This is a genomic window from Rhizobium azibense (assembly GCF_004342325.1).
GTDB lineage: Bacteria > Pseudomonadota > Alphaproteobacteria > Rhizobiales > Rhizobiaceae > Rhizobium > Rhizobium etli_B.
The window spans coordinates 47,628-60,432 of the sequence record NZ_SMBJ01000004.1; the positions used below are offsets into that span (position 1 = coordinate 47,628).

11 protein-coding genes and 1 pseudogene are annotated in these 12,805 nt (G+C 61.6%); 9 read left to right on the top strand and 3 right to left on the bottom strand.

Translation table 11 applies throughout. The features are described from left to right. The first annotated feature begins 65 nt into the window (after positions 1–65). From EV130_RS10615 to EV130_RS10640, 6 genes are all read left to right on the top strand, one after another. On the top strand, positions 66–524 hold the full coding sequence (locus EV130_RS10615; RefSeq protein ID WP_074060115.1) for an Lrp/AsnC family transcriptional regulator: 459 nt from the start codon (positions 66–68) through the stop codon (positions 522–524). 254 nt (positions 525–778) lie between these two features. Then, positions 779–4,546, top strand: a complete 3,768-nt coding sequence (locus EV130_RS10620; RefSeq protein WP_132660248.1) for a peptidoglycan-binding protein — start codon at positions 779–781, stop codon at positions 4,544–4,546. Positions 4,547–5,041: 495 nt separating this feature from the next. Continuing rightward, positions 5,042–5,656 carry a C39 family peptidase gene (locus tag EV130_RS10625; protein ID WP_074063047.1) on the top strand — a complete coding sequence of 205 codons (615 nt, stop codon included), beginning with the start codon at positions 5,042–5,044 and terminating at the stop codon, positions 5,654–5,656. A gap of 32 nt (positions 5,657–5,688) precedes the next feature. Further along, a complete protein-coding gene (locus EV130_RS10630) occupies positions 5,689–6,759 on the top strand; it encodes a D-alanine--D-alanine ligase family protein (RefSeq protein ID WP_074060113.1) in 1,071 nt (356 codons plus the stop codon). Between the two features lie 481 nt (positions 6,760–7,240). Continuing rightward, positions 7,241–8,161, top strand: a complete 921-nt coding sequence (locus EV130_RS10635) for a sulfite exporter TauE/SafE family protein (protein WP_074063046.1) — start codon at positions 7,241–7,243, stop codon at positions 8,159–8,161. Positions 8,162–8,169: 8 nt separating this feature from the next. Beyond that, the gene (locus EV130_RS10640) at positions 8,170–8,967 is read left to right on the top strand and encodes a TIGR02186 family protein (RefSeq protein ID WP_074063045.1); all 798 of its coding nucleotides are present in this window, start codon (positions 8,170–8,172) and stop codon (positions 8,965–8,967) included. Here the strand turns inward: EV130_RS10640 and EV130_RS10645 are convergent, their stop codons facing one another. Further along, entirely contained in the window at positions 8,968–9,474 is a 507-nt protein-coding gene (locus EV130_RS10645; RefSeq protein ID WP_132554052.1) for a winged helix-turn-helix transcriptional regulator, read from the bottom strand. Between the two features lie 103 nt (positions 9,475–9,577). Between EV130_RS10645 and EV130_RS10650 the strand changes: the two genes are divergently transcribed. The 3 genes from EV130_RS10650 (at position 9,578) to EV130_RS10660 (ending at position 11,366) form a co-directional block, all read left to right on the top strand. Beyond that, positions 9,578–10,138, top strand: a complete 561-nt coding sequence (locus EV130_RS10650; protein WP_074063043.1) for a dihydrofolate reductase family protein — start codon at positions 9,578–9,580, stop codon at positions 10,136–10,138. Between the two features lie 86 nt (positions 10,139–10,224). Then, positions 10,225–10,662 carry a universal stress protein gene (locus tag EV130_RS10655; RefSeq protein ID WP_074060112.1) on the top strand — a complete coding sequence of 146 codons (438 nt, stop codon included), beginning with the start codon at positions 10,225–10,227 and terminating at the stop codon, positions 10,660–10,662. Between the two features lie 122 nt (positions 10,663–10,784). After that, positions 10,785–11,366, top strand: a complete 582-nt coding sequence (locus EV130_RS10660; protein WP_132660250.1) for a transglycosylase SLT domain-containing protein — start codon at positions 10,785–10,787, stop codon at positions 11,364–11,366. A 318-nt stretch (positions 11,367–11,684) separates the two neighbouring features. Here EV130_RS10660 and EV130_RS10665 read toward each other — a convergent pair. Both EV130_RS10665 and pdeM read right to left on the bottom strand, forming a co-directional pair. Beyond that, positions 11,685–11,924, bottom strand: a pseudogene (locus EV130_RS10665) (tripartite tricarboxylate transporter permease); the annotation flags it as partial. 152 nt (positions 11,925–12,076) lie between these two features. Beyond that, positions 12,077–12,802 (bottom strand): ligase-associated DNA damage response endonuclease PdeM, encoded by a 726-nt coding sequence (gene pdeM, locus EV130_RS10670; protein ID WP_074060109.1) that lies wholly within the window; start codon positions 12,800–12,802, stop codon positions 12,077–12,079. Positions 12,803–12,805: the final 3 nt, after the last annotated feature.

Genomic DNA, 12,805 nt, shown 5'->3' on the forward strand with positions numbered 1-12,805 from the left:
ACGTTCTTGCTATTTGGCGCAGGAGGAGGTCTTTGGAAGCAACTTCCTGCGGAGCAATCTGAAATATGGCGCAGAAAATTGCTGATGAGACCGACCGGCGAATCCTGAAGGAACTGACGGCCGATGCGCGCATCACCAACAACGAGCTTGCCGAGCGCGTGGGGCTTTCTGCTTCGGCATGCCTTCGAAGGCTGCGGCGGCTGGAGGAGACGGGCGTCATAAAGGGCTACACGACGCTGGTCGATCCGATCGCACAAGGCTGGACGATGACGGCAATCGCCTGCGTAAGGCTCAGCCGCCAGCACGAGGACGAGATCCAGATGTTCGAGACTGCCGTACGCAGTTGGGACGAAGTGCTCGAGTGCCATCTCGTCACCGGTTCGCGCGACTATGTCCTGAAGGTGATGAGCGCTGGGCTGGATCAATACGAGCGCTTCATCAAGGAGAAGATCGCGCGGTTGAAATGCGTCGATACGATCGAGACCAGCTTTGTGATGAACACCATCAAGGAGCGGCGCATCTAGCTCAAAATCTGTGCCGATTTACCGAAACATTAAAAAATTCTCACTGAAGTTAACGGCTTGTTTACCACGTCTCGTGAAAGGTGCGGGGTAAGCAGTGGTGATCCGCATTCCTTTTTCAAGTCTCGCGTTTACTTGGAGTGCCGCTACGCCGTTCAAGTTGAGAAAAGTCTAATAAGCTCTTCTCCGGTGAACGGTCTCTCAAGCCAATGGCCTGGCCCTGACGGGGGTCCCGAGCAGACGAAGCGAGCAGGAAGATGAACGGATCGCGATCCAATATCCCCCGGCATTCCGACAGAGCATCGCTCGATGCGCTGAACCGCACGATCGAGGGGCTTGAGGCACGCATCGAAGGCCTGATGGGCAAGTCGAGCCGCGAACCGAGGCCGCAGCCAGCTGCAGCGGAGCGCGAGAGCTTTGGCAGACCTTACGAACCGGCTTATACGAGACCGGAAGCCCGGCCTGATCCGCTCGCAGAAATCCGCGAGCGCCAGCGCACGCTCGACGCCGGTCGTGAACGCGCAGCCGCCGAACGTGCCGCCTACCGCGAGCCGGCATCTGCCCCGCGCATGCCGGCACCGCAGGCCGCGCCTGCTTATGGTGCCTCGCCCGACACGATGACCGAGATTGCCCAGGCGCTCGTCAACCTGCGCCAGGACCTGAAGCGCGATATTTCAGACGGCGTGGCGCGCGAGATGGATGCGTTGCGAACGGAGTTGCGCGAGATCAAGACGAGCGCGCAGGACCCGCATTTCGCCGACGACATCCGCCAAGACATGGGCCGGCTCGCCCAGAGCATAAACCAGCTCTCCAGCCGTTCTGCCGGTCCGGAGGCTGCGGACCTGCGAAGCGAATTCGAAGAGCTGCGCTCACTGATGGACGGGCTTGCCCGCGAAGATTCCATCCGCCACATGGAACGCCGCTGGGACGGCTTCGAAACCCAGCTGCATGCGCTGGACACGGCGGGCCTGCAGGAAGAGCTGGTGTCGCTTGCCTACCGGCTCGACGATATCAAGCGCCATATCGGCGGCATGGGCGAGAGCCCGGCGGTGCGCGCGCTCGAAGACAAGCTGATTGCGATCGCCACCGCGATGGAACAGTTCGGCAGCATGATCCGGCCGCATGACCGCGCAATGGCCGAGCAGTTTGCCGCAATGGATATGCGCCTTGACGAGATCAGCCGTGCAATCGCGGCAAGCGGGCGCAGCGCGGCAAGCGGCGACCCGGCGCTGATGCATCGCCTCGAAGGTCGGCTGAATGCGCTGGCCGAGCAGATCGATATGGTGGGCCGCAGTGCGGAGAGCCGCGCACTGCCCGCCGAAGGCCTTGCCGACCGGCTGGAAATGCTGACGCGACGCGTCGAGGAACTCGCCAATACCAAAGCGACGGCACGCCTCGACGAGCGGCTCGAGCAGCTTTCCTTCATGCTCGAGCGTGCTCAAAAGACGGTTCCGCAGGCCGATCTGAACGGCACGCTTGCCGATATCTCCCGCAAGATCGACGCGCTGGAAAGCGGCGCAGTCAATGACGTGCTGGCGGAACGGCTGGACTATCTTGCGCGCCGCATCGACCAGATGGACGTGCAGCCTGCGCATGGCGCGGCTACCGATGACGTTGCATTTCGGCGCATCGAGGGGCGCCTCAGCGATATCGCGGCACGCCTCGAGGAAAGCACTGCGGCGGCGCCGACGGATGCGCGTGCCCTGAAGAACCTCGAAGACCAGATTGCCGGTCTTTCTGCGCTGATGAACTCGCCGCGCGCCGGCGGTGACGCCATTCCGGTCGAGCTCGACCGCCGCATGGGCGCCATCGAAGACTACATGGCAACCAGCGACGAATACATCATCGAGGCCGCCCGCCAGGCGGCCGAAGCCGTCGTCGAGGCCTATTCCCGCAACGGCGGTCTCCAGGCCGGCGCAGTTCCGGCCGCCGACATGTCGGCGCTTAACGCGCTCGCCGAAGATCTGCGGCATCTGGAAGAGCTCAGCCGCAGCAGCGATGAACGCACGCACAAGACGTTCCAGGCACTGCACGAGACGCTGGTGCAGATCGCCGACCGGCTGGACGACATGGAAAGCCGCAACCGGCCGGCGGCAAGGATGCCCGCCGCAGATGCCGATTTCGAGATCGATCCCTACGCACTGGTCCCTGCTGGTGGCGAGGAAAGCGAGACACAGGCCGTCTTCGGTCAAAAGGGCGGCTCGCCGCTTTTGCGAACGGCGGAGACGATCAGCGAGCCTGTCGTGCCTGCGCCTTTTCCGCCCACAGCCGATACGAGCGCGAGCGCGATCGAAGCAGCAACCAATCCCGCCGGAGCCGCCACGCCCCCAAAGGGCAGCCTGCTTTCAGCACTCGGCAAGCGGCTGATTCCGGGCAAGAAGACCGAAAAGGCGAAGGCTGTCGAGCGCACCGTCATCGATCCCGCGCCGTCGATCGATCCGGTCGACCTGATGCCTGGCGAGGAAGCATCGAACGAGCCGCTGGAGCCGGGCTCGGGCGCGCCGGATGTGAAGAAGATCCTGGAGCGGGTACGCGCCAGCCAGGCGGCGGCGCGCAACAATCCAAAGCCGGCAACCGAAAACGAACGCGCCGACTATATCGCCGCCGCCCGCCGCGCAGCCCAGGCCGCCGCCATGGAAGCCGATCCAAGGGCCCAGCCGGTCAAGGCCGAGAAGAAATTCAAGGCACCAAAGCCTGCCGGCGGCGCCAGCGCCTTCAGCCGCTTCCGTCGTCCACTTCTGCTTGCTGCCGGCGCCGTGCTGCTCGCCATCATGGCCTTCCCTCTTGCCCGGACGCTGACGAGCGGCGAACAGGCCCCGCGGGACGAAGTCTCGCTGCTTTCGGACGCCGCGCAGAACCCCGTTGCAGCCAATAACTCGGCCATGCCGGAACAGAGCTTGGAAGCGACCGCAGCCGTCACGCCGATGGAATCTGCAGACCCCGAGGCCGCAGCATCGCCCTCCGCAGACACGGCACAGACCGAGCCGGACGCCATGCAGACCGCACCGGCCGGTCACCTGACCGACGCCGTCCCGCTTGACGGCGAAGGTGCTTCGACGCTGACGCCAGGCGCGCCGGCACAGGATGCCGCAACGTTCTCGCCCAAGGACGTTCCAGTTTCGACGAATGCCTCGCCCGCGCCGTCTTCCATATCCGTGCCGGACACGATCCAGCCGCAGGCGCTGGCACAGGCCGCCCGCAACGGCGACCCGCTCGCCCTCTTCGAGATCGGCGCACGCTATACCGAAGGCCGCAACGGACTGGCGGCCGACCAGGCTCAGGCAGCAAGCTGGTATCAGCTTGCCGCCGACAAAGGCTTTGCTCCGGCGCAATACCGTCTCGGCAGCATGTACGAGAAGGGGACCGGCGTCGCACGCGATATCGGCAGGGCCAAGGCCTTCTACGAGCAGGCTGCCAATCAGGGCAATGCCAGCGCCATGCACAATCTGGCCGTGCTCTACGCCTCCGGTGCGCTGGGCGAGCAGGATTACACGGCAGCCGCAAACTGGTTCACCAGGGCGGCCGACCTCGGCATCACCGACAGCCAGTTCAACCTGGCGATCCTTTGGGCCCGCGGCAACGGAGTAGCGCAGGACCTCGGCGAAAGCTACAAGTGGTTCGCAATCGCTGCAAAGGGCGGCGACAAGGACGCCGGTGCCAAGCGCGACGAAGTGGCAAAGGCGATGAAGCCCGCCGACCTTGAAAAGGCGCGGGCTGCAACGGAAGCCTGGAAGCCGCAACCGCTTGACAACAAGGCCAACGGCATCGAAATCCCGGACGGCTGGGCGAGCAACGGCACGAAGACCTCGACAATCGATATGAAGAAGGCGATCCGCAACATTCAGGCGATCCTCAACAACAACGGCTTCGACGCCGGGCCGGCGGACGGCGAGATGGGCGCAAAGACGACCGCCGCGATCAAGAGCTTCCAGAAGTCGGTCGGCCAGGACCCGAGCGGCAGGATCAACGACGACACGGTAAAGGCGCTCCTGGAGCGCAACGCCAAGAACACGACAAAGGCTTGACGGAAGGACAACGAAAGCGTCGAACTGACCTGGGCCGATTGCTGCTTTTTTCCCTCAACTCACATCGATTGCAAGCAATCGCCAGCAAGCGAGATCGCTTGAGATCGGGTTGGTCGCTCGGACTTCGCTTGTTTTTTCAAGAGTTCGCCCGGAATGTTCTGGCACCGACGATGACCGTCCCCTGTGCCTCCAAGAGGGGGCGCAGCAGTCGAGGTCGAAGACGGTGTTCCTTGACCGACTGTTGAGATCATCTGCGCCTTTGGGCTTCCAGACGTCGTCCAGACGAACCCGCCGGCGAGCATGCATTGCGGCAGGCCGAAACGACAGCCACCTGGCGGTCACAGGACTGCGTTCCAAGATAGGCGAAAAACCCCTGCTCTTGCGGCACTTGCCCATACCGCAATTTTGAAGGATCCGTTCTGTTCGCCGCAAAAGGGTCGCTTTGCTTGTGGAATTTCCCGGCGTGATTTGATCACCGATGGGGGATTCGTGAATATACGGCGGGCGGACGTGCCCTATTTCAGCCAATGGGAAACGCCCGAGATGACGCTGCCAGTCGTGGCAAATGGCTCTGCTGCGCTCCTGCGCGATCCGCTGTGGCGGCATTCCGGTGCCCAGACGATCGAGGAATATGCCCGCTGGGCCGTCAATGTCTGCGGTATGGCCTGCCTCAAGATGATCCTTGCCACGCGCGGCGAGCTTTATCCGACGCTCGATCTTGCCCGCGGCTGTGCGGCCTATGGCGGCTATGTCGTCAATGACGCCGATGCCTCGATCAAGGGGCTGATCTATGCGCCTTTCGTCAAGTTCGTCACCGAACGGTTCGGGCTGGGCGCGCAGACAATGACGAATGTCGATACGGCCGCCATTCCCGAACTTCTTTCCAAGTGGCAGTTTTTCATTGCCTCGGTGCATCACGCAATCCGCTGGCCAGAGCGTGAGCCGCCGTCGAAGGGCGGCCACCTGGTGCTGGTGACGGCGGCCTCACCCGAAACCATCCGCTTCCACAATCCATCAGGACACAATCTGGAAAGCCAGGCGCATGTGACGCTGCCGCTTTCAGTCTTCGATCGCTTCTTCGCCAACCGAGGCATCGCCGTCGGCTTCTAGGTCCTTTCACCAAGTCATTCCGGAGACATTACATGACCGATGCATCAACCAGACTGCGCATTGCCGTGCTCTTCGGCGGACGATCGACCGAGCACGATGTATCGGTGCTTTCGGCTACCAATGTGATGCGTGCGCTGGAGCCTCAAAAATACGACGCCGTTCCGGTGTTCGTCACCCGCCAAGGACAATGGCTGTTGAGCAGCTTCGAGGATGGAACGCTTGCGAAACCGGATACCGGAGCCGAGGTCTGCCTCCTACCGGGCGGACGCGGACGCTTGTTTGCAATTCCCGCTGGCGGACCGGCTTACGAACTGCCAACGATCGATATTCTCTTTCCGGTCCTTCACGGCCTGCATGGCGAGGACGGCTCCGTGCAGGGCCTTGCGGAGGTTGCCCGAGTGCCGCTTGCCGGCTGCGGCATTCTCGGATCTGCGACCGCACTCGACAAGGATATCGCAAAGCAGCTCCTGAAGGCAGCCGGGGTGCCGGTGGCGCGCTCGGTGACTTTTCACGAGGGCGCACAGCCTTCCTTTCTTGCGCTGGAAGACGAACTCGGCCTGCCGCTCTTCATCAAGCCGGCGCGGCAGGGCTCGTCGGTCGGCGTCAGAAAGGTCCATGCCAGCCAGGAATTCGACGGTGCGCTTGCGGAAGGCTTCCGGCACGACCGCAAGCTGCTGGCGGAGGAATTCGTTCGTGGGCGCGAGATCGAATTCAGCGTGCTCGAGGACAAGGCAGGCAAGCTCTTCGTTTCACGGCCCGGCGAGATCGTTCCGGCCGAGAGCCATGGCTTCTACAGCTACAATGCAAAATATATCGACGAGAACGGTGCGGCGCTGAAAATACCGGCAGAATTGCCGCCGAACATCGAGGCCGGCATGCGGGATATGGCCGCAAGGGCTTTCAGGGCCGTCGGCTGCGACAGCATGGCGCGCGTCGACTTTTTCCTGACACCGGACATGCAATTCCTGGTCAACGAGATCAATACCATCCCCGGCTTCACCGATATCAGCATGTATTCCAAGGCAATGGCGGCAAGCGGCGTGAGTTATGCCGAAGTCATCGACCGGCTCGTGGCGCACGGGCTGGCACGGGCCGGGCAGTGACGATGAGATAGCCTCAGGCGCCCCTTCTCGACTTTACTTGCAAGCTGTTCGGTAACCGTGCCCCAGCAATCGTCGAGGCCAAATTCGACGGGCATGCTGCTCTTCGGCGCTGTCCTTGTGCTGACGTGGGCCGCGTTGGTGCCCTCGCGCCGGCCAGGAGCCCCTCATGGCCGCTGATATCACGCCTTGATTTGGTCATTTCGATCGTTTCTTGCCCGACGCAGCGGTGGCGAATTGTCGAGCCTGTCGCGTAAGGCCTGCCAAAGTGCGCTGCCCAAGAGCCACGCTTCGTCGACTGCTCGCCCGCCGTCGTCACAAAATCTGAAAAAAGCCCAATTAATCGGAACTTATCGCTCGCGTAATGGGCGGATCGCATGTCGTTTATCGAAAGCCTCTGGCAACGATTTCGCCGTATGATGCGCCATTCGAACGGGACGCAAAGACACCTGCCCGGCGGGGGCAGTATAATTCGGGGTCGGCTGTGACAATCTATCTGCCCATCGCAGAATTGTCGGTGAACATCTTCATCATCCTCGGCATGGGTGCGGCCGTCGGCTTCCTCTCCGGCATGTTCGGCGTCGGCGGCGGCTTTCTGATCACGCCGCTGCTCATCTTCTATAACATCCCGCCCGTGGTAGCCGTCGCCACCGGCGCAAACCAGGTGGTCGCTTCCTCGATCTCCGGCGCGATCACGCATTTCAGGCGCGGGACGCTGGACGTGAAGCTCGGGACCGTCCTGCTAGTCGGCGGCCTTACGGGCGCGACGATCGGCATCTGGATCTTCTCGCTGTTGAGGCGGGTCGGTCAGCTCGATCTCATCATCTCGCTGATGTACGTCATCTTTCTCGGCACTGTCGGCGGTCTGATGCTGCTCGAAAGCATCAACGCCATGCGCCGCGCGGCCAAGAACGTGCCGCCGACACCGCGCAGGCCCGGACATCACCACTGGGTCCACCGCCTGCCGCTGAAGGTGCGGTTCAAGAAATCGAAGATCTTCCTCAGCGTCATCCCGATCGTCGCGCTCGGCTTTGGGATCGGCATCCTGACCTCCATCATGGGCGTCGGCGGCGGCTTCATCATGGTGCCGGCGATGATCTACCTGCTGCGCATCCCCACCAATGTCGTCGTCGGAACATCACTGTTCCAGATCATCTTCGTCACCGCCTACACAACCGTGGTGCAGGCTGCGACCAACTATTCCGTCGATATCGTGCTTGCCTTCATCTTGATGGTGGCCGGCGTCGTCGGCGCGCAATACGGCGTGCGCGTCGGCCAGAAACTGCGCGGCGAACAATTGCGGGCGCTGCTCGGGCTGCTCGTTCTCGCCGTCGGCATCCGCCTGGCGGTGGCGCTGGTCGTGACGCCCGCGGACATCTATTCCGTCGTGATGGGACCGTACTGATGAAGCGGATTCGCCTTTGTCTTTTCGCTCTCTTCTGCCTCTTGCCGGAAATTGCCGCAGCGCAGATGCTGCTGCCGGGCCAGAATTCCGAAGAAGGGCGCGAGGGGCTGGAGATCGGCACGTCCAGCAGCGAAATCGCCATCACCTCCGATTTCCGCGGCGCCGACCTGACGATCTTCGGAGCGCTGACCAATACCGACAACCTTTTGCTTGCCGTCGGCCAGTACGACGTCGTCGTTGTTTTGGAGGGCCCGCGCGAAGATGCGACGGTGCGCAAGAAGGAACGCGTCTTCGGCATCTGGATCAATACCGACTCCATGACCTTCGAAGGCGTACCGCATTCCTATTCGATGTCGAGCTCACGCTCGATCGACGACGTGGTGACACCGCTCAACCTCACCGATCAGGGGATCGGCATCGACCATATCCCGCTGACGCCCGTCGGCTTCGTCGGAGACGGCAGCAGCCTCGGCGAGTTCCGCACCGCCTTCCGGCGGTTGCAGCAGACCGGCGGGCTCTACGAGCGCGACCCGACCGGCGTACGCTTCGTCAGTTCCAATCTTTTCAAGGCAAGCCTTCGCCTGCCGGCCAACATTCCGAACGGCGTGCACACGGTGCGTGCCTATCTCTTCAAGAGCGGGGTGTTCGTGACGCAAAAATCGGTGCCGCTGCGCGTCATCAAGACCGGCATCGAGCAGATGCTTACCGATGCGGCTCATGAACAGCCCATTCCCTACGGCATTTTCGCCGTGTTCCTGGCGATCGTGACCGGCTGGGGCGCAAGCATCGTCTTCCGCAAGGATTGATCAGGCGGACTTTTTCTTTTTTGCAACGACCTCAAGATAGGCCTCGGTGAGGCGGTCGAGCACCGAGGGCGTTCCCGGCGGCAGATCTTTGCCCAGGTGTTTTGCCCGCAATTCATCCATGAAGTCTTCCCAAAGCCGCAGGCCGCCATTTTCCAGCAACTCGGCGCGAATGGAGAGCTCTTCGGACACCGGCAGATGTCTGCGGCCCCAGGCGCCCATATGGGCAAAGAGCGGCACGAGGTCGATCGCCATCTCGGTAAGACTGTAGATGGCTTTCTGCTTGTGCGTGGGATCGTCGTTTCTGGTCAGCAAGCCCTTGTCCACGAGGCGGCGCAGGCGGTCGGCAAGGATGTTGGAAGCGATGCCTTCCTGCGAATTCTGCAGCAGTTCGCGGAAGTGACGGCGATTGCCGAACATGATGTCGCGGATGACGATCAGGCTCCATCGGTCACCGAGGATTTCCAGCGTCAGGTTGATCGGGCAGCCGGAGCGGTGAAGCTCGTCCATTTTCTGTTCTCCAAAAATCTGCTTGCATTTTGCCATCGGTTTATCTAGCTTTCAACCGGTTGCTTATTGAAACCAGTTCTGTCGTGACATGGAGGAAACCGACATGAGAAGGCTTGTTATGTGGAATCTGATGACACTCGACGGCTACTTCGAAGGCATAAAGCCGTGGGACATCGACTTCCATAATCTGGTCTGGGGGCCGGAACTGCAGAAATACTCCGAACAATTGGGCGAGGAAGGCGACCTGCTCGTCTTCGGCCGGAAGACCTACGAGGGCATGGCCGCCTATTGGCCGACGGCGAAAGAGGACGACAAGACCAAGCAATACATGAACAACATCGCAAAGATCGCCGTGTCTCGGACGATGAAAGAGCCGGGCTGGAACAATGCCCGCATCGTCAGCGATCCCGTTAGCGAGCTTCAAAAGCTCAAGACGCAGGATGGCAAGACCATCTTCATCTTCGGCAGCGCCGAACTCTGCGACGCGATGCTGAAGGCCGCACTCGTCGACGAGATCCGCATCTGCCTGGTGCCGGTGGTTCTCGGCGCGGGCAATCCGCACTTCAAGACGGCGACGGCGCAGCTACCGCTGAAGCTGCTGGAAGCCAAACCGTTGAAGACCGGCGCGGTAATCTTGCGTTATGAACCGGCCGGGTCAGCGTGATGGCGACATTCGCGACAGTTTGATGCAGATCAAGGTGTTAGGCTGGTTCCTCCGGCAATATGCGAGCGTTGAAGGAGGAGCCAGCCATGTACAAACACATTCTCATCCCGACCGAAGGTTCGCAGCTTTCCACCGATGCGCTCGAAAAGGCGCTTGCCTTTGCAAAGGAGATCGGCGCCAGGGCAACGGCCCTGACCGTCATTGAACCGTTCCATATCTTTTCCACGAATATCGATCAGCTGGAATCCACGCGCGAAGAATATGACCGGCACAGCCATCAAGCGGCAGACCGGATCCTGGCGGATGCCGCTGCGCGGGCCAGAACGCGCGGCATCGATTGCGATACGGCCCAGGTGACCAGCCACGAACCCGCCAAGGCAATCATCGACACGGCAGCGCAGCGCGGCTGCGACCTGATCGCCATGGCATCGCACGGACGCGAAGGCTTCACCGCAATCATGGTCGGAAGCGTGACGATGAAGGTGCTCGCCCATTCCAAGACCCCGGTTCTGGTTTACCGCTGATTTGACCAGAGCTTGCGGCAGCCGGGCAAGCAGGAGTGCGTTGTACATGAAGTCGCCTTTGACTAAAAACCGAGTATTAAGATTTACGAGTTAGTAATCTCTCGAAAACGAGAGGTTCTGTTTTGCGTACCCGTACTCTTCTCGCCCTGGTGCTGCTGGCGCTCGTTGCCGGCTGCGCCACGGCGCCCCGTCAAACCAGGAACATCTGCGCCGTCTTCGAACAGCGCAACGGCTTCTTCAGCAACTGGCAGCACGAGGCCGAGCGCGCCGAAAAGAAGTACGGCGTGCCGGTGCCGATCCTGATGGCGACGATGTATGTGGAATCCGGTTTCCAGCCGAACGCCCGCCCGCCACGCACGAAGCTTTTCGGCTTCATTCCCTGGACTCGTCCGTCGACTGCCTACGGCTATTCGCAAGCGCTCGACGGCACCTGGGACCACTATCAGTCGGCAACCGGCAATTGGGCTGCGCGCCGCACCAATTTCGCCGATGCGATCGATTTCATCGGCTGGTACCACTACAGCAACAGCCAGGCGACCGGCATCCAGCTCAACGACGCCTACAGCCTCTACATCGCCTACTATTCAGGGCCGAAAGGGTACAAGCGCGGCGACTGGCGCTCGAATGCGCAGTTGCAGAAGACGGCACGCAGGTTCGCCAACATGGCATCGACCTATCAGCAGCAGTTGCAAGGGTGTAATTGAGCTCCGATTTCCATGGCGCGGCGGCATGCTCGACTTTCGAGGCTTTGCCTGCGGGCTTTGCACCTCAGGACGAGGAGCGCATTGGCCCAAGGAACGTCAGGGCCTGTTAGCTGGTTTGCAGCCAGGCTCCCTCACGGGATTAAAGATCCGTGTCCTCGAAATAGTGGCTCCAAACGACAGGGCCGGCCCCGGCTTCATGAAAGCACTTCGTGGCAGATTTCAAGGGAGCAGAGCAGCGGAATTTCTTCCCAATCCCGATCATCTCCTCTTCGAAAATGACAGGTCCGGGCTCGGCAATGCGGCGCCTGTGGTCGTCCTTCACTCCTCCTGAAACGCTTCGTCTCTGCGCCTGCGAACGGCGGGCAGGACGACCAGTACGAGCAGTATCGCAGCGATACCGAGAAGGACGGCGCTCAGCGGTCGCGTCAGAAAAACACTCGGATCACCTTTGGACAAGAGCAGTGTGCGGCGCAGGAATTCCTCCATCATCGGCCCCAGGATGAACGCAAGGAGCATCGGGGCGGGTTCCGCATCGAGCTTTCGCAGGAGGAAGCCGACCCGTTGCGTTCTTTATTCCCCTTCGATGATTCCATCCCTTTGCGCGGAGCCGGCCAATGCCAGCTTGCAAGGACCGTGACGCTGCGGCCGTCAAAGGTTTAAATTTGCAGACGACGGGCCGCCCGCAAGCGCCTCGAAGGGGTCGCTCGACTTCAGCTACGCAAGTTCCCGTACCTCACCGAATAAATCCGATCCCGTCCCAGAAGATGAGCGACAAGCGACGGCCTGTCGAACAGGCCCGTCATCGCCTTGTGGCCGAGATCCAGTCCGCCGGTCATGACGCCGAAGGCTGGCATGAGGAGGCGGGCACCGTCGGTGGCGAAGCAGGGGCGGCGGACGGCTTTTTCGCGGCGGCGGACCGTGGCCGAAGGGTGCAGGTGACCGGCGATTTCACCGCTCTGCAGTCCACCTTTCGGCTCGTGACGAAAGGTCAGGCCTGCATAGTGCATTTCATCGACCGAAGAGCCGGGCAGATCGATGGTGCCGTCAGGGTCGTGGTTGCCGTTGATCCAGATCCATTCGCGCCCTCGGGCCATGTTCTCGATCAGGGAGCGGAAGGCATCCGGTAGATGCCGCGAGCCGACGCGGTCGTGGAAATTGTCGCCGAGGGAGACGACGAGTTTCGGATTGTAGCGGGCGATGACGGCGCAGAGCACGGTCAGCGTCGCCAGCGTGTCATAGGGCGGCAGCAGCATGCCGCGGCGGGCAAAGGCGGCGCTCTTTTCGAGATGCAGGTCGGAAACAATCAGGATGGCGGCATCCGGCAGGTAGAGCGCGCCGAGCGGATCGCAGACGGCTGCAACGCCATGAACACTGGTTTCGACGCCCGGCATCGGGACCAATCCGTTCAATTCACGCGCAAGCGCCAGCCGGTTCATCAA